The organism is Hyalangium gracile, assembly GCF_020103725.1.
Classification (GTDB): Bacteria; Myxococcota; Myxococcia; order Myxococcales; family Myxococcaceae; genus Hyalangium; species Hyalangium gracile.
The window spans coordinates 195,243-218,650 of the sequence record NZ_JAHXBG010000006.1; the positions used below are offsets into that span (position 1 = coordinate 195,243).

A 23,408-nucleotide genomic window follows, 5' to 3' on the forward strand; every position below is an offset into this window, starting at 1 on the left:
GTCGGATGGGGGCATCACAGTGTGACGTGAGCGGTCACACCTGGAGGCCCGGCTGGGACTCCAAGTGCTTGGAATGACTTGGGCCGCGAGCGGTACGGGGTTTGCGATGGATGCGGGTGCATGCTCGCCGTGTCCGCCACCCTCACGCTCTTCCTGGCTGCCGCCCCCGTCCCCGAGGGAGGGGGCTGGACGCTCGGTCAGCTCGTGGGCGAGGCGCTGGCGAAGAGCCCCGAGGTGGCGGCGGCGCGCGCGGAGGAGACGGGCGCCGAGGGTGAGCTGGCGGCTGACTCCCGATGGGTGCGTCAGAATCCGCAGCTCGAGGTGGAGTACGGCACCGATGCGGTGACACAGGATGAGGGGGAGCGCAGGCTGTCCGTCTCGATCAGCCAGCAGCTGGAGGTGGCCGGGCAGCGAGGCTTGAGGGTGGAGCGGGCGGAGGCTGCGCTCGCGGCGGCGAAGGCTCGGCGGCGTGCGGTGGAGCTGAGCGTGGCGCGCGAGGCGGCGGACGCGGCGGCGGAGGTGGCTCGGCGCGAGGCGCTCGTGAAGCTGGCGGAGGACGTGCTCGCGGCGGCCCGGGCGCTGGAGGAGGCCACGGCGCGGCGCTTCTCGGCGGGAGATGTCTCGGAGCTGGAGCGCAACACGGCGGCGCTGGAGCGGGCTCGAGCCGAGGCGCGTGCCGCGCAGGCCCGCGCGGAGCTGGCCTCGGCCCGGGCTTCGGTGAACCGGCTGCTCGGGCGCCCGGCCAGCGCGGCGCTCTCGGTGGCGCTGGAGGCCGTGGCTGTCGAGCCGCCGGTGGAGCCTCCGGAACTGGTGGCCGCGCGAGCCGAGGCCGAGGCGGCTCAGGCGGAGGTGAAGCTGCTGCGCCGTGAGCGCATCCCAGACCCGACCGTGAGCCTCGGGTACGAGCGGGAGCGCGAGCGCGAGGAGCACCTCACCGGGCCGGATCTCCACTCGGGCGCGATGGTGGTGGCGCGCCTCTCCCTGCCGCTGCCGCTGTGGAACCGTAATCAGGGAGAGCTGGCGGCGGCTCGGGCCCGGCAGGCGGTGCGTGAGGCGGAGCGGGAAGGGCGGGAGCGTGAGGTGGCGGCGGAGCGGGTTTCCGCGCGCGAGAGCTTCGAGGCAGCTCGGACCGCCGAGGCCGCGCTCACGGCCGCGCTGCCCGGCATCGAGCGCAACCTGTCCCTCGTCCAGCGCGCCTACGAGGCGGGAGAGCTGGGGCTGGATGCACTCCTGCTCGCCCGGGAGCGGGCCTTCTCCGCGCGAGGCGAGGCCATCGACGCCGCGGCGGCACTTGCCCGCGCCCGAGCCGCCCTGCTGCGCGCTTCGGGCCGACTGCCCACGGGGGAGGTTCCACGATGAGACGCCTGGGCTGCCTGATGATCGGGCTCCTGTCCGCGACGGCCCTGGCCCACGGGGGTGAGGACCACGACGAGACGCCTCCGCCCGCGCAGTCCGCGCAGGGAGAGCTTCACGTCCTGAGCGCGACCGGAGACATCTTCGAGGTGGTGCTCAAGCACCCGGAGCACGGTGAGGGCGGAAGGACGCCGCTGCGGGTGCTCGTCGCAGAGACGGACACCAACGCGCCTGTGCTGGGCGCGCAGGTGGAGCTGACGCTCACGGGCCCCACCCTGCAGAAGCTGGCGCCCCGGATGGACTCGCCCGGCGTGTATCTGGCCGAGGCCGAGCTGCCCGTGGGCGCCGAGTTCGCCGCCACCGCCACCGTGACGCGCGGAGAGGCCGTGGACGTGCTGGCGCTCGGGACGGTGCACCTGGAGGCCGAGCCTCCCTCGGACATGCATGCCGGTGGCGCCTCGAGGCTGTGGATCCTCGGGCTGGTGGGCGGTGTGGCGCTGCTGGGGCTCGTGGCGCTGGGGATGGCTCGAAGGATGAGGAGGGTGACGCCATGACGCGCCGTGGAATGGTGGCCGCGGTGTTGCTCGTGGCGGCGGTGGCCTGGGGCCACGGTGGAGAGGAGCATGGCGAAGCGCCCACCCGGCCTGCCGTCACCGGTCCAGGCTTCTCCGTCGCCAAGGAGACGCAGTTCCTGCTGGAGATTCGCACCGAGCGGGCTCGGGTCCGCTCGCTGGAGGCGCGCCTCGTCGCTCCCGGCAAGGTCATCCCCCGGACGGACCGGTACGCCCAGGTGGCCTCGCCCGTCCCCGGCATCGTGATGGCGTCGGGGAGCGCCGTGCCGCTGGTGGGGCAGAAGGTGAAGAAGGGCCAGGTGCTCGCCACCATCCAGCAGAGCCTCTCCGCCTCCGAGGCCACGGGGCTCTCCACCAACCTCATCCAGGCCGAGGCGGAGGCCTCGCGAGCCCAGGCCGCGCTGGAGCAGGCCCGGAAGGACCTGGCGCGGCTCGAGTCCCTGCAGGGCGTCGTGGCCGAGAAGGAGGTGCAGCAGGCCACGCTCGCCGTGCGCACGGCCGAGCAGGAGTTGAACCGCGCTCGCTCCTCCCGGGAGGTGCTGTCCGGAGCGCGCCAGGGCCAGGGCACCGCGCGCTTCACGCTCACCGCGCCCATCGACGGGGTGCTCGTGGAGGCCCGGGCCACGGTGGGCGAGCAGGTGGAGCCCTCCCGTCCTCTCTTCACCGTGCTGGACGCGGCCGTCGTCTGGGTGGAGGCGCGCGTGTACGAGAACGACGTGGCGCGCGTCGAGGCGGCCACGGGCGCGCTCGTGCACAGCGAGGCCTATGAGGACCAGCACTTCCCCGCGCGCCTGTACCACGTGGGACAGGTGGTGGACGAAGGCACGCGCAGCGTCCGCGTCCTCTTCGAATTGGACAACCGCGCGGGGCGGCTGCGGCCCGGCATGTTCGTGGACGTGGCCATCGGCGCGGGAGGCGCCCAGCAGGTGCTCGCGGTGCCCGAGGCGGCCGTGGTGGAGGAGGAGGGCCGCGCCTTCGTCTTCCTGCACACCGCGCCCGAGTCCTTCGAGCGGCGCGAGGTGGTGCTCGGTGTCCGGGATGGTGTCTGGCGCGCGGTGCGCCAGGGGGTGAAGGAGGGCGAGCGCGTGGTGGTGAAGGGCGTGGCGACGCTCCAGGCCACGAGGGGAGGGCGCTAGATGCTGGACCGCATCATCCTCTTCTCGTTGCGGCACCGGCTCTTCGTCGTCCTGGCGGCGGCGGCGGTGCTCCTCTATGGAGGCTGGGTCGTCACCCGGCTGCCGGTGGACGTGTTCCCGGACCTCAACCGGCCCACCGTCACGGTGATGACGGAGGCGGGCGGCCTGTCCCCCGAGGAGGTGGAGGCGCTCGTCACGCGGCCCATCGAGGTGTCGATGAACGGGGCGCCCGGAGTGCGGCGCGTGCGCTCCTCGTCCGCGGTGGGGCTCGCGGTCGTCTATGTGGAGTTCGACTGGGACACGGACATCTATCGGGCCCGGCAGCTCGTGGCCGAGCGCCTCCAGGTGGCCCGGGACGGACTGCCGCGCGACGTGGTGCCGCAGCTGGCGCCGGTCTCCTCCATCATGGGGGAGATCCTCCTGCTGGGCGTGCAGAGCGAGGGGGACCGCACCTCGCCGCTGGAGCTGCGCTCGCTGGCCGACTGGGTCATCCGCCAGCGCCTGCTGACCATTCCGGGGATTGCCCAGGTGACGGTGATGGGGGGCGGGGTGAAGCAGCTCCAGGTGCTGGTGAGCCCGGAGAAGCTGCTGGCCTTCGGGCTCACGCTGGAGGAGGTGGAGCAGGCGGCGGGGCTGTCGCAGGGCAACACCACGGGAGGCTTCGTCACGCGGGGTGGGCGCGAGTACCTGGTGCGCAACCTGGCGCGCAGCGCCTCCGTGGAGGACCTGGCCAGCACGGCGGTGGCGGTGCGCGACGGCGTGCCGGTGCGGCTCTCCCAGGTGGCCGAGGTGAAGGAGGGCCCGGCGGTGAAGCGCGGGGACGGGGGGATGAACGGGAGGCCGGCGGTCATCCTCGCGGTGCAGAAGCAGCCGGGAGCCAGCACGCTGGAGCTCACCGAGAAGGTCGCGGAGGCGATGGCGGAACTGCGGCGCACGCTGCCGGCGGACGTGCGCCTGGCGACGCTCTTCGAGCAGGCCCACTTCATCGAGGCGGCCATCGGCAACGTGCAGGAGGCGCTGCGTGACGGCGCCATCCTGGTGGTGGTGGTGCTGTTCCTGTTCCTGGCGAACCTGCGCACCACGGCCATCACGCTCACCGCCATCCCGCTGTCCTTCGTCATCACCGCGCTGGTGATGGATGCGTTCGGGCTGTCCATCAACACGCTCACGCTGGGCGGGTTGGCGGTGGCCATCGGCGAGCTGGTGGACGACGCCATCGTGGACGTGGAGAACGTGTACCGGCGCCTGCGGGAGAACCGGCGGAAGGAGCATCCGGAGCCCGTGCTGCGCGTCATCTACCGCGCGTCCTCGGAGGTTCGGAACTCCATCGTCTTCGCGACCCTCATCGTGGTGCTGGTGTTCCTGCCGCTGTTCGCGATGGGAGGCATCGAGGGCCGGCTCTTCGCGCCGCTGGGCGTGGCGTACATCGTCTCGATCCTCGCCTCGCTGGTGGTGTCGCTCACGGTGACGCCGGTGCTGTGCGCGTACCTGCTGCCCAAGGGGCGCCTGCTGGAGCACGGAGACAGCGCGCTGGTGCGAGCCCTGAAGCAGCGGGTGCGGCGGCTCTACCAGGTGTCCCTGGCGCACCCGGGCATGGTGATGGCGGGCGCGGCGGTGCTGGTGCTGGCCGCGGTGGCCACGGTGCCCTTCCTGGGCCGCAGCTTCCTGCCCGCCTTCAACGAGGGCACGGCGACGGTGAACGTGCTGGCGCCGCCGGGCACCTCGCTGGAGGAGTCCACCCGCCTGGGGCTGCTGGCCGAGCGACTCATCGCCTCGGTGCCAGAGGTGAGCACGGTCGGCAGGCGCACTGGCCGCGCGGAGCAGGACGAGCACGCCGAGGGCGTCCACTACTCGGAGCTGGACGTGGACTTCAAGGAGGGAGGCCGCCCGCGCCCCGAGGTGCTGGCGGACATGCGCTCCCGGCTCGCGCAGCTGCCGGGCGTGTCCGTGTCCGTGGGCCAGCCCATCTCGCACCGGCTGGACCATCTGCTCTCGGGCATCCGCGCGCAGGTGGCGGTGAAGCTGTTCGGGCAGGACCTGGATGTGCTGCGCTCCAAGGCGGAGGAGGTGCGCCAGGTGATGGCCGAGGTGCCCGGCATCGTGGACCTGCAGGTGGAGCAGCAGACGCTCATTCCGCAGCTCCAGGTCCGCCTGAAGCGCGAGGAGGCGGCGCGGCTGGGCGTGCAGCCGGGCGCCATGGCCGAGCAGCTCGAGAAGGCCTTCAACGGCGTGGTGGTGGGGCAGGTGCTGGAGGGCCAGCGCACCTTCGATGTGCTGGTGCGTTACGAGGACTCGGCGCGAACGAGCGCGGACGCCTTCCGCCGGGCGCTGGTGGACACGCCCTCGGGGGCGCGGGTGCCCGTGTCGGCGGTAGCGGAGGTGGTGGAGACGCGAGGCCCCAACCTCATCAACCACGACCATCTGCAGCGGCGCGTGGTGGTGATGGCCAACGTGGCGGGCAGGGACCTGGGGAGCGCGGTGGACGAGGTTCGCTCCCGGGTGGCCGCGCGCGTGGAGCTGCCCACGGGCTCCTCCATCGCGTACGAGGGGCAGTTCGAGAGCCAGCAGTCGGCCACGCGCCTCATCGCGCTGCTGTCGATGGTGTCGCTGGTGGGAATGTTCCTGGTGCTGTACTCGCACTTCCGCTCGGTGCGGCTGGTGCTCCAGGTGATGCTCAACATCCCGCTGGCGCTGGTGGGCAGCGTGGCGGCGGTGCTGTTGACGGACCGCACGCTGTCGGTGGCGACGCTGGTGGGCTTCATCACCCTGTGCGGCATCGCCAGCCGGAACACCATCATGATGATCTCGCACTACCTGCACCTGGTGGAGGTGGAGGGCGAGCGCTTCGGTCCGGAGCTGGTGGTGCGCGGCTCGCTGGAGCGGCTGGTGCCGGTGGTGATGACGGCGCTGACGGCGGGGCTGGCGCTGGTGCCGCTGGCGCTGGCTTCGGGGGAGCCGGGCAAGGAGATCCTCCACCCGGTGGCGACGGTCATCCTGGGAGGCCTGGTCAGCTCGACGCTCCTGGACATGGTCGTCACGCCAGCGGTGTTCTATCGATTCGGGCGCCCTGCCTTGGAGAGGTACCTGGCGCGCAAGCAGGCTGCTCGCGAGGAGGAGGGCCAGGCGCTGGCTCCTTCGGCCGAGGGCGGAGTGCCGGGCAGGGCTTGAGGGGATGTCATGAAGAGGAATGTTCGGGAGAACCGTATGAAGCGCTGGATGGGATGGGTGGTGCTCGCCGGGCTGGTGGCCGCGTGCGACAAGAAGCCGGAGGCTCCGGCCGCGAGCCAGGTGCCTGCCGCCGCGGCTCCGGCGAGGAAGGCCCACGAGGCGCAGCCACACGCGCATGCGGCTCCGCACGGCGGGTGGGTCGAGTCGACGTCCCGTGGGCACCTGGAGCTGGTGGCCACGCGCGATGGGAGCTACCGCGTGTACCTGCTCGATGACGCGATGAACGTGCGCCCGGTGGAGGGCGCTGGCGGCACCATCAAGGTAGCCAAGGGCGGCTATCCCGAGGTGACGCTGGCGCCGGTGGGCGACCACCTGGAAGGCAAGGGGCCAGCGCACACGGACGAGCACCTCGCCATGGTGGTGACGGTGGTGCAGGGTGGAAAGCCGGAGTCGGTGCGTTTCAACGCGCACCTGGAGGAGCACGGCCATACGGGAGCCGCGCCCGGAGGCATGGAGAGGCACGACCACACGCCGCTGCAGGGCGGAGTGGTGGCGATGAGCGGCGATATGCACCTCGAGGTGCTCTCGCTGCGCTCGGGCGAGGTGCGCGTCTGGGTGACGGATGACTTCCGCAAGCCGGTGGCGCTCACGGGGCTGAAGGGGAAGGTGGAGGCGGGAGGAAAGAGCGTGGCGCTCGCTCCGGAGCCCGGCGGACAGTTCCTGACGGCCATGCTCCCGCCGTCGGAGCAGGAGCGCGAGACGACCGTGCACCTGCCCATGCCGGGAGACCCGGAGTACTTCATCACCTTCCTGCTCACGCCGAAGGACGCGGCGGCGGCGCCTGGCGCGAAGACCGAGGCGAAGGGGAGCGCGGCGCAGGTGCAGGAGGTGACCATCCGCGTGGAGGGTGGCTACAACCCGGGCCAGGTGCAGGTGAAGAAGGGAGTGCCGGTGCGGCTGCGCTTCCAGCGCAAGGACAACGCGGGGTGCTCGGAGGAGCTGGTCATCCCGGACTTCGGAGTGAAGAAGACGCTGCCGGCGCTCTCGGAGACGGTGGTGGAGTTCACGCCGGACAAGACGGGGACGTTCCCCTTCACGTGCGGCATGGGGATGCTGAAGGGTCAGCTCGTGGTGAACTGAGGGAGAACGGGGTGGAGCACGTCGAGGGCGAGGCGGTAGCGCGGACGCTGGTGGAGAACCACCGGCACTTCCTGTCCTTCCTGGAGCGGCGCGTGGGCAGCCGCGCGGTGGCGGAGGACATGCTGCAGGCCGCCTTCGTGCGCGCGGTGGAGAAGGGCGATGCGCTGCGCGAGGGAGAGAGCGCGGTGGCGTGGTTCTACCGGCTGCTGCGCAACGCGCTCGTCGACCATTACCGGAAGCAAGCGGCGGAGGGCCGCGCGCTGGAGCGAGAGGCGCGTGAGGCGACGGAGGAGGGCCCGGATCCGGAGCTGAAGAGCGCCGTCTGTGCCTGCGTGGGGGAGCTGCTGCCCACGCTCAAGCCAGAATACGCCGAGCTGTTGAAGCAGGTGGACCTGGAGGAGCGGAGCGTGCCCGAGGTGGCCGCGGAGGTGGGCATCACGCCGAACAACGCCGGGGTGAGGCTCCACCGGGCCCGACAGGCCTTGAAGCATCAGCTCGAGCGGAGCTGTGGCACCTGCGCCACGCACGGATGCCTCGACTGCTCCTGTCAGCGGCGTCGGGAGGCGGGCTCGCAGCAAAGCGAGGGCTGAGCCCGCATTCCAGTGAGATGCCTCCTCTGCAAAGGCCCCCAGCGGGATCCTGTCCGATGTCGCGAGTGCGGCGGATGAACTGGCGCACGCTCCTCAAGGTCTGTGCGGACGTTGTGCTGCCTCTGCCACTCGTGCTGTTGCTGAGGGGACTGCTTTGGCCCCAGGAGCAGCCAGAATTCCCTGCCGGTGGCCGTATCAGCCCCCCTGCTGGACAGCGAACAGCGCACGAAGTTGCTGACTTACGCGCGAACCTGCAACCGGAGTTCCGAGTGCGAGTCGCCGCTGGGCTGCTTGTTCGAGGCCAGGACTGGGTATGCCCACTGTAAGGACAGCCAATGGCATCCAACAAAGAGAATGCCTGTGCGCCCGGGTTGCTATGTGGCGGTCAGGATGGCTGGTGCGCGCGGACATGTCGCCCGGGAGCGGTGGCGGATTGTCCCGAGGGCTTCTTCTGCACGGAGACCAGTCCTCAGGCAGTCGCCGTGCCCTGGTGGTGGTGAGTGTCGGGTGCACCCTGAGCCGCCTCACCCAGGAAAAGTGTGGATGGAGTGTGTCGTGCCTTGCGGCAAGGACCACCCTCCATGCGAAGCCGGGCAGGTCTGCGAGGGCTGGCACTGCACTCAAGGCTGCGATCCGCAGGGCCCTGAGAGCTGTCCTGAGGGGTACTACTGTGACCGGCGCGTGGCGAGCAGGCCCTTCTCGTGCCAGCCGGATTACTGGCGGGACCTGAGTCTCGGTCATTGATGCCTCGCCCGGGACGTTTCAGGTCCCCTGAGAAAAACCCGGAAAATTCCCCAGGAAAACCCTCAGGAAACTTCTCCTCTCAGTTTCCGATAATGCAGGCGGGTGTAGGCATTTTGGTGCCACACCCTCCCATTGTCCCCTTGGTCGTTCCGGAGACGCACATGGCCATCACCCGCCACAACCCCCTCAACAAGGCTGCCCCGCTCTTCAACCGCTTCAAGAAGGGTGTCACGGACGCCGTCAACCGCGCCCAGACGAAGCTGGCCAAGGAGCCCGGGACGCAGGCCAAGAGGGTTGTGGACACCTTCACCGCCGTGAGGGATGGCATCAACGGTGTCCGGGATCAGCGCCAGGCCGTGCGCACCGACGGGTTCAAGAAGACCTGGAAGCAGAACTTCTCCAACGCCTCCAACCCCAACATCAAGTTCGACAAGGCCACCGCACTCAAGACGGGCCAGAAGGCCCTCGGCCTGGCTGACAACCTCCGCCGCCTGCCCGGCCAGGTGAATACCGCCATCCAGGACGCTCGCCAGGGCTTCCGCAGCGGCGCCTCCGCCGAGGAGCGCGACAAGGCCATCGGCTCGGTCGCCACCGCCGCCAAGACGACGCTCAGCTCCGTCAAGGGCGCCACCGAGCTGGGCCGCGACGCCACCAAGATTGGCAGCACCTACCGCCAGGCCTCCAAGGCCTTCAAGGCCGCTGCTCCCGAGGCCACCCGCGCCGCCCGCTTCGCCGCCGCCTCCACCGCCACCAAGGAAGTCCTGGGCGGTGCCACCAAGGTGAACGAGATCGCCAGCGCCGCCCGCGGCGCCGTGTCGGACCTGGTCGGCGGCGCCCGCCGCGCCGTCCCCAGCATCATGGGCGGTGGCACCACCAAGGCCGCCAACCGCGCGCTCACCACCGCCGCCAAGGAGGCCGCTGGCGCCGCCGTCGCGAAGACCGCCGCGAAGACCGCCGCCAAGGCCGGTGGCCGCTTCGTCCCGGGCCTCAACGTCGCCATCGCCGCCGCCGACGCGGCCACGGCCTACGCCACCGTGCGCGACCCCAAGGCCAGCACCACCAAGAAGGTGGCCAGCGTCGTCACGGCGCTCGGCTCGGCCGCGGCCGCCACCAACATCCCGGTGGTCAGCCAGGCCGGCGCCGCCGTCTCCGCCGTCTCCAGCTTCGTCGGCGGCCTGTTCGGGTAGTTCTGCTACAAGCGCCCAGGTGTCCGTGGCGCTGTCGTGTCCCACTCCGGGCCCCACGTCACGGGCCCGGAGGCGTCGCGGTGAAACGGCATCCTGGCATCCCTGAGCCCACTCGGGGCGCTGATCCCACCCGTCCCCGAGTGCAGCGCATCTCCCTCATGGACACCTCGTCCGTCCCGCTCCCCGAGGCCCGGCTCTCCTCGAGCGAGCCCATCCGCGTCTCCGTTCCGCCCGCGCCTCCGCTGACCGAGGAGGAGCTCATCCGCCGCTTCAACCAGCTGCTGCGCGAGCACGCCCGGCTGCGCGCTCGCGAGCCCGGTGAGCCCGTCGAGCTGGGGGACGACGTCCAGCTGGACATCATCGGCTACGCCAACGAGAAGCTCATTCCCTTCAGCATCCGCGGCGAGCTGTGGATGGAGCTGGCTCCCCAGGACGAGCTGCCGGGCTTCGCGGAGACCCTGGCCGGCTCGGCCGTGGGCGACTGCGTGGGCATCGAGCTCGTCCTGCCGGACACCTACCCCGTCAAGTCCCTGCGCGGGGTGAGGGCCCGGTTCATGGTGGACCTCATGGCCGCTCGGGAGGTGGTGCTGCCGGATCCCGAGTCCGAGGAGTTTCTGCGCCAGCTCGGCCGGGGCAGCACGCTCCCGGAGGTGATGAACGCCCTGGGCCAGGAGCTGCTCCAGGAGCACGAGGACGCGCGGTGGCTCGACGCGCAGAACCGGGTGCTGGACGTGCTCGCCTCCCGCCTGGAGGTGAAGCTACCCGAGTCCCTCATCGACGAGGAGATCCGCCGCCGCTGGGAAGCCTCCGAGGGCCCCACGGTCCGCGAGAAGAACTTCTCTCCGGCCGAGACCCATGAGGCGCTCCAGGCCTGGAGGACGGACCCTGCCACGCGGGCGGAGGTGGAGCGGCGGCTGCGCGTCTCGATGGCGCTCAAGGCCGTGGCCGAGCGGGATGGCCTGCGGCTCGAGCACAATGAAGTCTTCGGCGTCCTCGAGAAGTACATGGAGGCCTACGGGCTGAAGGCTTCGGAGGTGCGAGAGGCGCTCGCGACGCCCGAGACCGCCGCGCCCCTGCGCAACCTCGCCTGGCACCTGCGCACCGTCGAGCACGTGATGGAGCAGGCGGAGATCCACTTCGAGGGCGGCGACGCCTGAGCGTGCTCGGGAGGCGTCGCCGAAGTTCGTGTGCCTCGCTGGCTCAGGGCGTGAAGACGATCCCCTCGAGAGCGCCGTACGCGTAGAGGACGCCGAAGGCGTAGGCCGTGACGAGGTAGGACGTGTTGAGCTTGCGGGCCAGCCGAGCATCCTCGGAGCTGTAGAGCCCGTCGGGGCCACGCAGCGCCAGCGCGGTGCCCAGTGAGGCGGCGGACACGGCGAGGCTCGTCCCCTGCATCACCGCCAGCACGGTGCCCCGGGTCCGCCGGCCGTGCTGGAAGTGGCCGACGCCGAAGGGCACCAGGTACCAGGCCTTCGAGGGCCGTGCCGACGCCTGGAGCGCTGGCCTCGGAGCTGACTTCGGAGCGGGTGGCGGGGCGGGCACGAGCACGGGAGGACGGCGCTCGGCGGCCAGCGTGGCGATGCGCTCTCGGTGCACGGCGCGCACGCGCTCCACGAAGGCGACGAAGTCCGGTGGGTACAGCAGCGGGTCCAGCTTCGTGTCAGGGTTCACGGCGAGCCCCAGCACCGCCTCGTGCTCCGCGCGGGCGGCGTCCTCCTGGGCGTGGTACGTGGCGGCCAGCAGCAGGTGGGCCTCGGCCTCCAGCTCCGCGCCTTCCAGGCGCAGGGGGTAGAGGAGCGCCTCCAGTTCGGTGCGGGCCTGGGCCAGCTCGCCGGACTGGTACGCCGCGCGGGCTGGCTCCAACGGAGAGGCGAGTGTCAGCACCATGCTCAGGACGAGGCTCGTCATGGCGTTCCCTCCAGCTTCACCTCGAGGCGGCGGCCCGCTACCGCGTCCACCTCGCGCCGCAGGGCAGTCCCCCCTGGCAGCCGGGCCGTGATGACGTGTCGTCCGTGCTCGAGGTACACGGAGCCCGAGAGCGGCGCGCTGCCCGCCTCCACGCCATCGATGAAGAGGCGGGCGCCCGTCGGGGCGGTGATGAGCGCCTCGGCCTTGCTCACCTGGAGCGTCACCTCGCGCGTCACCGTCTCTCCGGCCGTCACCTGGACTACCTCTTCCACCGTGTCACACAGCGGGTTGACGAAGCGCAGGAGGTGCTCGCCTGGAGCGAGGCTCACCTCACGCACGCGCGGCGTGTAGCCGCGGCTCTTCCCGTCCACGAACACCTCGGCCCAGGGGCGCACCGTCACCTTCAGGGTCGCGGGCCTCGCGGGCTCGGTGGCCGGGGGAGCTTCGGTGGTGGCGGCGCTCGACGGCGTGGGGCTCACGGGCTCCGCGGGCTGTGGCTTCGCGGGGGGGGAGGAGGCCACGGTGGCTCCGATTGAGCCAGCTGGCGTGGACGCCGTGCGTGGCGTCACCGTTCGCTTCCCGCCGGGCCTCTGCTTCTTCGGCACCGTGGGCGAGTCCACCGCGGCAGGCTCCGGTGCGGCGGCGACTGCTTCCAGCTGGGGAGGTGGCGGGGCGCTCGCGGCAGACGGAGCGCTCGCCGCCTCCGGGCTCCTCGACTCCGGGGGACGCTGCGACTCCGGGGCCGATGGCGCGGGTGGAGGCGGCTGCGTGAGCCACCAGTACGCGCCGAACCCTCCAGCGACGGCGATGACGCCGGCCACCGCCAGGCCCACCGTGAGCGCTCTGGGCCGTCGGGCCCTGGGCCGCTCGCGCAGCAGGGCGACGACTTCGGGCGAGTCCGGCCGGAGCGCCAGGGCGCCATTGAGCACCTTCGCGGCCCGCGCTCCCTCGCCCTCCGCCAGCAGCGCGCGGCCCTGGCTCAACAGCTCCTGGAACCGGGCCTCGCGCCGGCGCGAGGCGTAGCCCGTCGGATCCTGGAAGAAGGCCCGGGACTCCTCGGCTGGGGGCCCGGCGATGCGGCTCACCACTTCCTCCAGCAGGGGCGCCAGCGCCTCTCCGGTCGCGGGCCGATCGCGTGAGTCCCTCGCGAGGCAGCGTGAGACCAGGGCGCTCAGCGGCTCGGGCGTGCCGGGGACCAGCTCGGTCAGGTGCGGCACATCCTTCGTGAGCACGGCGGTCGCCAGGTACGCGGCGCCCTTTCCCGCGTGGGGCGTGGAGCCGGTGCACAGCTCGAAGAGGATGACGCCCACCGCATACACGTCCGAGGCGGGCGAGAAGGCGCCGGTGTCGATGCGCTCGGGAGCCATGTACGGCAGCGAGCCGGTGATGGCGCCGGTGCTCGTCAGCCGCTCCTGATCCGCGAGCGCGGCGATGCCAAAGTCTGCCAGCTTCAGCGGGCCGCCTCGGGCCACCAGGACGTTCTCCGGCTTCACGTCCCGGTGCACCACGCCCCGCGCGTGCGCCTCGCCAAGCGCCAGCGCCAGCGCCCAGCCCAGCACCGCCGCGGCCTCGGCGGGCACGGGGGAGAGCCGCTGCGCCAGCTCTCGCAGCGTCTCGCCCTGCACCCACTCACACACCAGGAAGGGCCCGCGCGCCGTGTCCTCGCCGAAGTCGTGGATCTCCAGCACGTTGGGGTGCTTGAGCGAGGCCACCAGCTCGGCCTCCCGGCGGAAGCGCTCGGTGCGGGACGCGTCCCCGCCCGGGTGCATCACCTTCACCGCCACCCGGCGTGCCAGCCGCAGATCCGTGGCCAGGAAGACCGTGGCCATGCCGCCACGTCCCAGCTCCTGCTCCAACTGGTAGCGGCCGGCCAGCAGTTCACCCGTCATCTCGGCGCATTCTAGAGCCCGGCTCCCTGCGAGCAATCTCCCCGGCTCGGCGCGGCCGGCAGCCGCGAGGCGGGCCCGAGCCCACCTGCCCGCACACCCCCGTGTTCCCGAAGGACTGCCGACAGGTGAGGCCCACCGGCTCCGGGGGCGTGCCGGCTCACTTCACGATGCACAGCGAGTCCGAGCCGCAACGGTAGCCGGGAGGGCAGTCCGCATCCCGTCCGCAGGAGTATTCGCATCGCTGCCGAAGCAGGTGGCAGACCGCGAACGTCTGGCACTCGAGGTCCTCGCAGGGCTCTCCCAGGCGAGGACCCTGCTCACACTGGAGGTCCTCGTTGCAGCGCCACCCGGCCTGGCAGTGCGAGTCCTGCTCGCAGGGCCGGGGCTGCAGGCAGGCCTCGCCCTCGCACGGCTCGCACGAGGGGTGCTCGCAGCGGACCTGGATGTCGAGCGGACAGCCGAGCATGGCCGTGATCAGGAGCGTGGCGAGCAGGAGGGAGAGGCGTCGGTGCATGGGGCTCATTCTCCCTCACCCAGGTAGCGGAACAGCGAGCGCAGGCCGATGCCGAGGGCCTGCGCCGCGTCCTTCTTGCTCCCTCCGCTGCGGGCGATGGCCTCGCGCACGTACCGGTTCACGAAGGCGTCGCGAGCCTCCTCCAGCGGGAGAAGGGGCGTCTGCTCTCCGCCCAGCTCCAGGTCCGCCGGGCCGATGAGCTCTCCCGAGGCGAGGATGGCCGCGCGCCGCACCCGCGACACCAGCTCGCGCACATTGCCGGGGAAGGGGTGGCCGCGCAGTGCCTCGGTGGCCTTCTGAGTGAAGCCCTTCGCGCGGCGGGCCTCCTGGGCCAGCACGTGGTGGGCGATGAGCAGTACGTCGTCGCCGCGCTCTCTCAGGGGCGGTACGTCCACGCGCACCTCTTCGAGCCGGAAGAGCAGGTCCTCCCGGAAGACGCCCTGCTGTACCAGGGCCTTGAGCGGCTTGTGGGTGGCGGAGATGACGCGCATGTCCACCTTGCGCGGGTGGTTCTCGCCCAGCCGGGTGACTTCGCGCTCCTGCACCACGCGCAGCAGGCGGGACTGGAGCGCGCGCGGCATGTCGCCAATCTCGTCCAGGAAGAGGGTGCCCCCGTCCGCGGCCTCCACCAGCCCGGGGCGGTCCGCGCCCGCTCCGGAGAAGGCGCCCTTGGCGTGGCCGAACAGCTCCCGCTCGATGAGGGACTCGGGCAGGGCGGCGCAGTTGATGGCCACCAGCCGCCCTCGCCGCCCGCTGCGCCGATGCAGCGCCCGCGCCACGCCCTCCTTGCCGGTTCCCGTCTCGCCTTGAATCAGCACGTTGAGCGAGGTGGGCCCCAGGCGCTCCACCTGCCGGTAGAGCTCGCCCATGGGGCGCGACTCGCCGATGAGGCCCTCGAAGGTGGCCGCCTCGATGCGCTGGGTGAGGTTGTCCACCTGCGCGCGCAGCTCGGTCAACTCGCGCGAGGTGGCCAGCAGCAGCGCCGCCAGCGCGGAGAGGGCCATGGCCTCCTCCAGCTCGGTGGCGGAGAAGGGAGGGCTGCCCGCGCGCCGTCCGAGGTACACGACCGAGAGCGGCGCCGGCCCCGCGCGCAGAGGCAGCACCAGGGCGGAGGTGAGGCGCAGGGCCAGGACGCTGGGCGCGCCGGCCAGCGCCTTGTCCGCGGCCACGTCCGGCACCAGCACGGGGGCTCCCGAGGCCACCACTCGATCCACGAGGCTGTCCACCACCGCCGCCTCGGGCACGGGGCCCGTGGCGCACAGCACCTGGCGACGGGCTCCTTCCGCGGACACCAGGAAGCCCACGTCCGCCGCGACGGCCTCCGCCAGCCCGCGCATGGCCGCCTCCAGCAGCTCCGCGGCGGGGCGCTGCAGCAGCAGCCGGGACGCGAAGCCCGCGAGCACCGCGACCACCCTCCCGGAGGAAGCAGCCCTGGCTGGGAGCTCCGCCTGGGCCTGGGGCTCCTCGGAGGAGCGCAGGGTGAGGGTGGCGCTGCCCACGGAGAAGGAATCACCCGGGGCGAGCGAAGCCAGCTCCACGCGCTTGCCGCGCACGCGCACGTCACAGCCACTGGCCGCGGGAGACACGGACCAGCCGCGCGCGTCGCGGAACAGCAGGGCGTGGCTGGCCTTCACACCGGAGGCCTGGAGGACGACGTCACAGGCGGAGTCGGTGCCCACGGACACCACGGGCTTCTCCAGGAGGATGCGGCGGCCATCGGGCAGGACCAGGAAGAGGGGCATGGGCGCGAGGGCCACAGTCTAGGTGCGGCCCATCCGCTTGCGAGAGCAGAGAGACGGTGGAGCGGCTGGAGGATAGCTTCGGGCGCATGGCAGAACTCTCTCCGAGCGTGGCGTCCGTCCGTAAGCGTCCAGGGATGTATGTGGGTGACACGGGAGAGTACGGCCTCTACCACCTCGTCTACTTTCTGCTGGACGCTGCCGCGGCGGAGGCTCGCGGCAGCCAACTCCAGCAGCTGATTTTCTCTCTCGGTGAAGATGGAGGCGTGGAGCTGCTGGAGGATGGGCGGCCTGTTCCTCCGGATGAGCTGCCGGATCTCCTGACACGGTGGGAGCCGCACCGTGCCACGGACGCCTACGAGCCGCTGCGGTTCGAGAGCCTCTGCGTCTTTGCCCTCTCGGAACACTTCGAGCTGGAGGCCTGGGACGGGTCCAGACAGTGGCGCCTCCGAGGCCAGGCGGGAGTCCTCCTCGAGCTCCCCACGCCGGAGCCGCGCCAGGAGCCTGGGCACCCCGGGCCCCGAGGCACTCGAGTCCGGTTCATTCCAGACCGGACCCTCTTCGAGCCAGGGCTGACGTTCAATGTCCGCAGACTGCACCTGCGTTGCCGGGAGCTCGCGGCGCTGACGCCTGGACTGAGCATCCACTTTCGCAGCCCCCGCCTTCAGGACTGGCTCCAGTACCCCCTCGGGCTCGGGGGCCTCGTGCAGGAGCTGACGGAGCCTCAGCTGACGCGCCTGCAGACGCCGATCATGGCGGAGGCGCAGTGGGAGGATGTCCAGGTGCGCTGTGCTCTGCAGTGGAGCCGGGGGCCCGACTGCCAGGTGTGGTCCTTCGCGAACACCGTGCGCACGCGCAAGGGGGGACACCACGTGGATGGAGCGCTGGACGCTCTCGGAGCCGCGGTGGGCCGTATGGGACGGCGCAAGAAGCCCAGGCCGCACGCGAGCCTGCTGCCGGGCCTCACGCTGGTGGTGGCCGTCGACGGGCCGCGCTCGCGAATGGTCTTCGCGGGCCCCACGAAGGATCTGCTGGCGACCGAGGGCCTGCGGGAAGGAGTGGCCTCCGCCCTCACTCCGGTCCTGGAGCGTGCGCTTCGGGATCACGACACCGACGGGGTGCCCTGGATCCGCTGAGCCACCTCCGGCGGGAGTGGCCCGTCTGACATTCATCACGCATCGCCGAGCGCGGAAACCCGGCTCGCGGACGGCGTGAGGGGCTTGCGCGGACCCTACGCGGGGGCGCCGAAAACACGCCCGAAAATGTCAGACCCGTTGGGTACTTCTTGCGCATGGCCGCTCGACACGGGGCCACGAGCTGACACCGCTCGCAGGCCCTTCGCGCCGCGAGCTCCCACCCCGCATTTCCTGGAGGTTCACCCATGGCATCGCGCAATCGTTCCGCTGAGCAGACCAAGGCCGCTTTCGAGGAGCTGGCCAGGAAGACCCGCAACAAGCCCGTCGTCTCCGCCAAGGAGCAGGAAGCGCGGCACTCCCACGCGCGCAACGTGCTGGTGGATGTCTCGAACCTCACCGCCGAGTCCGCCGTCAAGAAGGTGACCGAGGCGGGCCTCACCATCAACAGGACCCTGGCCGGCATCAACGAGCAGGTGATCTCGCTCGTGGAGGAGCTGAAGAAGCTCGACGAGGCCATCAAGCTGAAGACCGAGGAGCTCACGGCCCTGCACGGCAAGGACACCGCCGCCAGCGCCATCGACGTCCTGGTCGCGGAGTACGACAAGCGGAAGGCGGAGCTCCAGCTCGAGATGGAGCGGCTCCAGAAGGAGATCGCCGAGACGCGTGCGAAGTCCGCCGCGGAGCTCGCCGCGGAGCGGGAGGCCGCGGAGGTGGCTCGCAAGCGGGCGGAGGAGCAGTACAGCTACGACATCCAACTCCAGCGCAAGAAGGAGCAGGACGCCTTCCTGGAGCAGCTGCGTCAGCAGACCGCCGCCGAGCGCGATCGCAAGGAGCTGCTCGAGAAGGACTGGGCGACGCGTGAGGAGGCGCTGAAGCTGCGCGAGAAGGAACTGGTGGATCTGCGCAAGCAGGTGGCGGACTTCCCCGCCGTGCTGAAGAAGGAGACGGACGCGGCGGCGGCCATCGTCGGCAACCGCGTGAAGTCCGAGTGGGAGATGAAGTTCACGCTCGCCCAGAAGGACGCGGAGACCGCGCAGCGGGTGGCGAGCATGGAGATCGCCTCGCTCAAGGAGGCCAACACCAAGCAGGCCCAGGCCCTGCAGCTCCTCCAGACCGAGCTGGCCGAGGCCAAGCGTCAGGTCCAGGCCATCGCCGAGAAGGCCCTGGAGTCCGCCTCGGGAGCCCGCGCCCTCGCGGAGGTGCAGGGCGTCATCGCCAGCAGGGACTACCCCAAGAACAAGTAGCCGACGTCTTCACCCCGGGAGCCTCCCTGAGAGCAGGGACGCTCCTGGTGTGAAGCATTGCGGGCACCCGACGCGGCATCGCCATCACCCCTCCATGTCAGACCCACCTGATAGGTTGGGGCAGGCTTGGAAGGAGGAGGGTGGCGGAGATGGAACACAAGGGACTCGTCTCACGAGTGTCCGAGCAGTTGGAGCGAATCATTGCGCGGGGTCAGCTACCGAAGGGAGGCCAGCTTCCCTCGGAGCAGACGCTGGCGAAGCGCTACGGTGTCTCGCGAGCCACCATTCGCGGAGCGCTCCAGGACCTGGCAGCCCGAGGCCTGGTGGTGCGGCACCCTGGCCGTAGAAGTCGCGCGGCGACGCTGGACGAGGCACTGACGTTGGAGAGTCTGAGGCTGGTGCTGCCGGCGGAGGGCCCCGAGGCCGAGGGCAGAAGGCGGCTGCTGGAAGGGTTCTTCGCCCTCAAGCGCGAAGTCACGGTGGAGCTGCTGGCCGCCTGCTGCGAGCACGGACGTGCACGAGAGCTGACAGCGCTGGAGGATGGCTGCTTCGCGCTGGCGGACGAGACACGCTGGAACGAGGAGCGCCGAGCCTGGGTGCAGCGGGAGTTCGAGCTGCTGAGGCGGGCCGCCCGCGCCGCCGACCGTCCTGGGCACATGCTGCTCATCCAGTCGCTGGAGCGCTCGTTCTGGGGCATCGCGGAGTGGGTGCTGCCCCATCTGCAGCCTGGGGCCATCGACGCGTGGGCCAGGTGCGCCATGTATGCGCTGGGTGAGCGCGACGCCCAGTCGCTGCGACACCAGCTGCCAGCGCTGCTCCGAGCGGCAGATGAGGGGTTGCTCGACAGCCTTGCCCCGGTGCGCCAGGAGCCCACCCCACCCGAGCCCTCAACCCTGCCCTCGCCCGAGGAGGTGCCCGTGTCGGGCGCGGACTGTCCGAACCTGTCTACTTGTCAGACAGGTTCGGTCCAGGCGCCGCCCGAGGAGGGGGCCACCCAGGCGCCGCCTACCCAGGCCTGTCCTGCTTCAGGCTGCGCCTCATCCGTGGATGCCGTCGGACCGGCGCCTGTGAGCGAGGGGCACGGTGCACCCAACCTCTCCGGGAGTGGACCACCCCCTTCGGGCCTGCTCTCCGGGAGCTCAAATCCCCCTGATTTGTCGAACTCACCCTCAGACCCTGCCTGGCGTGCGCCAGTTCTCGAGCGCATGGCGGAGGCAGATAGCTTGGCTGGCAAGCAAGGCTCGTCGCCGCCTGACTGAAACGGGGGATGAGGGTGCGGAGGAAGGAGGCTCCCGCTACCGGTGTGTCCTCGGGGGCACTCAATTCGGGGTGACCACTGTAAGAGGATGGCCTCAGCTCCGTCAGCCGGGGTGAAAGGAGCCGTACGATGAGTCAGCAGCCCCATTCCTCCGCTGAGCACCCCCATTCCCATTCCCACGGGCACGTCGCAGCACCTGGTCAGGACGATGGGCGCCCTGTGGACCCGGTGTGTGGAATGAAGGTGAACCCTCAGGCCCCCAAGGGGGGCACCTACGACTACGAGGGCCACACCTACTTCTTCTGCAACCCGAAGTGCCGGGAGAAGTTTCGCGCGGAGCCCCACAAGTATCTCCAGCCGAAGGCCGAGGTGCCTCCCGCTGGCCCTCCGGGCACGGTGTACATCTGCCCGATGGATCCCGAGGTCCGCCAGGACCACCCGGGGGCATGCCCGAAGTGTGGCATGGCGCTGGAGCCCGAGGCGCCCGTGGCCGCGACGAAGACAGAGTACGTCTGCCCCATGCACCCGCAGGTGGTGCGGGATGCCCCGGGCAGCTGCCCCATCTGCGGCATGGCGCTGGAGCCTCGTACTGTAGCGCTGGAAGAGGCGCCGGACCCCGAGCTGCTCAGCATGACGCGGCGGCTCTGGGTATCCCTGGCGCTGTCCGTTCCCGTCGTGTTCCTGGGCATGTCGGACCTGCTGCCGGGGCAGCCCGTGCAGCGGCAGCTCTCTGCCTCGGCCCTGGCGTGGGTGCAGCTCGTGCTGGCCTCGCCGGTGGTGCTGTGGGGCGGGTGGCCCTTCTTCCAGCGGGGCGCGGCCTCGGTGCGCAATCGGCACCTCAACATGTTCACCCTCATCGCGCTGGGTACGGGCGCGGCGTACCTCTTCAGCGTCTTCGCCACGCTCTTCCCTGGTGCGCTGCCGCATGCCTTCACCGGCCACGGGGGCAGCATCCCTGTCTACTTCGAGGCGGCCGCGGCCATCATCACGCTGGTGCTCCTGGGACAGGTGCTGGAGCTGCGCGCGCGGCGAGCCACCTCGGGAGCGCTCCGGGCCCTGCTGAGCCTGGCTCCCACGACGGCCCGCCGCCTCCGTGACGACGGGCAGGAGGAGGACGTTCCCCTGGAGCACGTCCATCCCGGAGAGCGGCTCCGGGTGCGTCCGGGCGAGAAGGTCCCCGTGGACGGCGTGGTGCTGGAGGGTGAGAGCGCGGTGGACGAGTCCATGGTTACGGGCGAGTCCCTCCCGGTGGAGAAGGCGCCAGGCGCCAAGGTGACCGGTGGTACCGTCAACGGCACGGGCAGCCTGGTCATGCGGGCCGAGCGGGTGGGGCGCGACACGCTGCTGGCTCGCATCGTCCAGCGAGTCAGCGAGGCCCAGCGCACCCGCGCGCCGATCCAGCGGCTGGCCGACAAGGTGTCTTCCATCTTCGTGCCCACCGTCATCGCGGTGGCGGTGCTCACGGCCATCATCTGGGGCGTCTGGGGGCCGGAGCCTCGCCTGGCGTACGCGCTGGTGAACGCGGTGGCCGTGCTCATCATCGCCTGCCCGTGCGCGCTGGGCCTGGCCACGCCCATCTCGGTGGTGGTGGGCACGGGGCGCGGCGCGCAGGTGGGCGTGCTCATCCGGGACGCGGCGGCGCTCGAGCGGATGGAGCAGGTGGACACGCTCGTGGTGGACAAGACGGGCACGCTCACGGAGGGCAAGCCGCGGCTGGTGGCGGTGGTGCCGCAGGCCGGCTTCGAGGAGACGCGCCTGCTGCGGCTGGCCGCCAGCCTGGAGCGTGGCAGCGAGCACCCGCTGGCCGCAGCCATCGTGGCGGGAGCGCAGGAGCGGGGCGTGGTGCTCACGCAGGTTCAGGACTTCCGCTCCATCACCGGCAAGGGCGTGACGGGGCGGGTGGATGGGGACGCCGTGGCCCTGGGCAACGTGGCGCTGCTGGCGGAGCTGGAGGTGGAGCCGGGAGCGCTGGCCGAGCGCGCCGAGGCCCTGCGGCGGGAGGGGCAGACGGTCGTCTTCGTGGTGGCCGGGGGGAAGGCGGCGGGGGTGCTCGGGGTGGCGGACCCCATCAAGCTGTCCACGCCCGAGGCGCTCACCCAGCTGCGCCGCGAGGGCCTGCGGGTGGTGATGCTCACGGGGGACAGCCGCACCACGGCGGAGGCGGTGGCTCGCAAGCTGGGCATCACCGAGGTGGTGGCGGAGGTGCTCCCGGAGGCCAAGGGAGACGTGGTGAAGAAGCTCCAGGCCGAGGGCCGCGTGGTGGCCATGGCCGGGGACGGCGTCAACGATGCGCCCGCCCTCGCGCAAGCGGACGTGGGCATCGCCATGGGCACGGGGACGGACATCGCCATGGAGAGCGCCGGGGTGACGCTGGTGAAGGGCGATCTGCTCGGCATCGTCCGGGCCCGGAAGCTCAGCCAGGGCACGCTGCGCAACATCCGGCAGAACCTGTTCTTCGCCTTCGTCTACAACACGCTGGGTGTGCCGCTGGCGGCCGGGGCGCTCTACCCGCTCTTCGGCCTGCTGCTGAGCCCGATGTTCGCCAGCGCGGCCATGAGCCTGTCGTCGGTGTCCGTCATCGGCAACGCGCTGCGCCTGCGCAGGCTGTCGCTCTAGCCCCCGGGCGTGGAGGCCACCTGGGCTGGCGAGCGGACATCGGGCCATCTCCGAGCGTGCACCCGGCGAGCGGCTCGCTAGACTGTGAGGCATGAGTCCTCGCGAGGAGGCACGAACGCCGGGTGCGCCCGCCGGCAACATCTCGGTGGTCCACCTGCCGAACTGCTGGTTCATCCTCTGTGCGTCGCGCGAGCTGGGCCACAAGCCCCTCGCCCGCACGCTGCAGGGCACGCCCCTGGTGCTCTTCCGAGGGGTGGGCGGCCAGCCCGCGGCGCTCCTGGACCGCTGCCCGCACCGCAACGTGCCCCTGTCCCTGGGGAAGGTGGTGAGCGGCCAGCTCCAGTGCGGCTACCACGGGTGGACGTTCGACTCGGCGGGGGAGTGTCGCGCCATCCCCGGGCTGTTCGGCGACACGCGCGCCAAGGCCCGCTGCGCCGCCTCGTACGCGGTGCGCGAGCAGGATGGCTTCGTGTGGGTGTACTCGACTCCGGGCGTGGAGCCCACGTCCGAGCCCTACCGCTTCCCCCTGCTGGAGGCCAAGGGCTACAGCACCGTGCGCCGCACCCTCCGGGCCGCCGGCTCGCTTCACGCGACGCTGGAGAACACGCTGGATGTGCCACACACCGCGTTCCTCCACGGTGGGCTGTTCCGCACCGCGCAGAAGAGCAACGAGATTGAAGTGGTGGTGCGCCGTAGCTCGAGCCAGGTGGAGGCGGAGTACATCGGCGAGCCTCGGCCAAAGGGCCTGGTGGGCAAGGTGCTCGCGCCGGGCGGCGGGGTGGTGCAGCACTTCGACCGTTTCCTCCTGCCGTCCATCGCGCAGGTGGAGTACCGCATCGGCGACGACAGCCACCTGATGGTCACGTCGGCGATGACGCCGGTGTCGGACTGGGAGACGCTCGTCTACGCCGTGGTGACGTTCCGCCTGCCCATTCCCCACTGGCTGGTGAAGCCGTTCCTCACGCCGGTGGCGCTGCACATCTTCTCGCAGGATGCGCGCATCCTGAAGCGCCAGACGGAGACCATCCAGCGCTTCGGTACCGAGATGTACGTGTCCACCGAGCTGGATGTGCTGGGGCCCGCCATCCTCCGCCTGCTGCGCTCCGCCGAGCGCGAGAAGGCCAAGGCCTCCTCGGACGAGCCCGTGCATGAGACGCGGCTGAAGATGCTCGTCTGAGCGGCGGGGCTCTCCACGCCGTGAGGCGCGCGGCTCA

General features: G+C 71.1%; 17 protein-coding genes. 13 read left to right on the forward strand and 4 right to left on the reverse strand.

The window, feature by feature from the left end; all coding sequences use genetic code 11:
* Window positions 1–120: 120 nt before the first annotated feature.
* The 8 genes from KY572_RS13810 to KY572_RS13845 all read left to right on the forward strand — a co-directional run bounded on the left by KY572_RS13810 (window position 121) and on the right by KY572_RS13845 (window position 11,047).
* Window positions 121–1,359: a TolC family protein gene (locus KY572_RS13810; protein WP_224243063.1), complete on the forward strand. Its 1,239-nt coding sequence runs from the start codon at window positions 121–123 to the stop codon at window positions 1,357–1,359.
* The gene (locus KY572_RS13815; protein ID WP_224243064.1) at window positions 1,356–1,907 is read left to right on the forward strand and encodes a hypothetical protein; all 552 of its coding nucleotides are present in this window, start codon (window positions 1,356–1,358) and stop codon (window positions 1,905–1,907) included. Before KY572_RS13810 ends, KY572_RS13815 begins: the two co-directional genes overlap by 4 nt.
* Window positions 1,904–3,061 carry an efflux RND transporter periplasmic adaptor subunit gene (locus KY572_RS13820; RefSeq protein ID WP_224243065.1) on the forward strand — a complete coding sequence of 386 codons (1,158 nt, stop codon included), beginning with the start codon at window positions 1,904–1,906 and terminating at the stop codon, window positions 3,059–3,061. The genes KY572_RS13815 and KY572_RS13820 overlap by 4 nt, the downstream gene beginning before the upstream one ends.
* Window positions 3,062–6,229, forward strand: a complete 3,168-nt coding sequence (locus tag KY572_RS13825) for an efflux RND transporter permease subunit (RefSeq protein WP_224243066.1) — start codon at window positions 3,062–3,064, stop codon at window positions 6,227–6,229.
* Window positions 6,230–6,265: 36 nt separating this feature from the next.
* Entirely contained in the window at window positions 6,266–7,369 is a 1,104-nt protein-coding gene (locus KY572_RS13830) for a cupredoxin domain-containing protein (RefSeq protein ID WP_224243067.1), read from the forward strand.
* Between the two features lie 11 nt (window positions 7,370–7,380).
* Window positions 7,381–7,959, forward strand: a complete 579-nt coding sequence (locus tag KY572_RS13835) for an RNA polymerase sigma factor (RefSeq protein ID WP_224243068.1) — start codon at window positions 7,381–7,383, stop codon at window positions 7,957–7,959.
* Between the two features lie 905 nt (window positions 7,960–8,864).
* Window positions 8,865–9,890, forward strand: coding sequence for a hypothetical protein (locus tag KY572_RS13840; RefSeq protein ID WP_224243069.1), 1,026 nt, complete (start codon window positions 8,865–8,867; stop codon window positions 9,888–9,890).
* A 158-nt stretch (window positions 9,891–10,048) separates the two neighbouring features.
* Window positions 10,049–11,047: a trigger factor gene (locus KY572_RS13845; protein ID WP_224243070.1), complete on the forward strand. Its 999-nt coding sequence runs from the start codon at window positions 10,049–10,051 to the stop codon at window positions 11,045–11,047.
* A gap of 43 nt (window positions 11,048–11,090) precedes the next feature.
* Here KY572_RS13845 and KY572_RS13850 read toward each other — a convergent pair whose 3' ends face one another.
* The 4 genes from KY572_RS13850 to KY572_RS13865 form a co-directional block, all read right to left on the reverse strand.
* The gene (locus tag KY572_RS13850) at window positions 11,091–11,798 is read right to left on the reverse strand and encodes a hypothetical protein (RefSeq protein WP_224243071.1); all 708 of its coding nucleotides are present in this window, start codon (window positions 11,796–11,798) and stop codon (window positions 11,091–11,093) included.
* Entirely contained in the window at window positions 11,795–13,687 is a 1,893-nt protein-coding gene (locus tag KY572_RS13855) for a serine/threonine-protein kinase (protein WP_224243072.1), read from the reverse strand. The genes KY572_RS13850 and KY572_RS13855 overlap by 4 nt, the downstream gene beginning before the upstream one ends.
* A 157-nt stretch (window positions 13,688–13,844) precedes the next feature.
* Window positions 13,845–14,201 carry a hypothetical protein gene (locus KY572_RS13860; RefSeq protein WP_224243073.1) on the reverse strand — a complete coding sequence of 119 codons (357 nt, stop codon included), beginning with the start codon at window positions 14,199–14,201 and terminating at the stop codon, window positions 13,845–13,847.
* A 5-nt stretch (window positions 14,202–14,206) separates the two neighbouring features.
* Entirely contained in the window at window positions 14,207–15,943 is a 1,737-nt protein-coding gene (locus KY572_RS13865) for a sigma 54-interacting transcriptional regulator (RefSeq protein WP_224243074.1), read from the reverse strand.
* 86 nt (window positions 15,944–16,029) lie between these two features.
* On the opposite strand from KY572_RS13865, the gene KY572_RS13870 reads away from it, so the two are divergent.
* The 5 genes from KY572_RS13870 (at window position 16,030) to KY572_RS13890 (ending at window position 23,371) form a co-directional block, all read left to right on the forward strand.
* A complete protein-coding gene (locus tag KY572_RS13870; RefSeq protein ID WP_224243075.1) occupies window positions 16,030–17,076 on the forward strand; it encodes a DNA topoisomerase IV subunit B family protein in 1,047 nt (348 codons plus the stop codon).
* Window positions 17,077–17,321: 245 nt separating this feature from the next.
* Window positions 17,322–18,320 (forward strand): coiled-coil domain-containing protein, encoded by a 999-nt coding sequence (locus tag KY572_RS13875; protein WP_224243076.1) that lies wholly within the window; start codon window positions 17,322–17,324, stop codon window positions 18,318–18,320.
* 149 nt (window positions 18,321–18,469) lie between these two features.
* Window positions 18,470–19,579 carry a FadR/GntR family transcriptional regulator gene (locus KY572_RS13880; protein WP_224243077.1) on the forward strand — a complete coding sequence of 370 codons (1,110 nt, stop codon included), beginning with the start codon at window positions 18,470–18,472 and terminating at the stop codon, window positions 19,577–19,579.
* A gap of 128 nt (window positions 19,580–19,707) precedes the next feature.
* A complete protein-coding gene (locus KY572_RS13885) occupies window positions 19,708–22,194 on the forward strand; it encodes a heavy metal translocating P-type ATPase (RefSeq protein WP_263451655.1) in 2,487 nt (828 codons plus the stop codon).
* Window positions 22,195–22,285: 91 nt separating this feature from the next.
* Window positions 22,286–23,371: an aromatic ring-hydroxylating dioxygenase subunit alpha gene (locus KY572_RS13890; RefSeq protein WP_224243079.1), complete on the forward strand. Its 1,086-nt coding sequence runs from the start codon at window positions 22,286–22,288 to the stop codon at window positions 23,369–23,371.
* The last annotated feature ends 37 nt before the right edge of the window (window positions 23,372–23,408 follow it).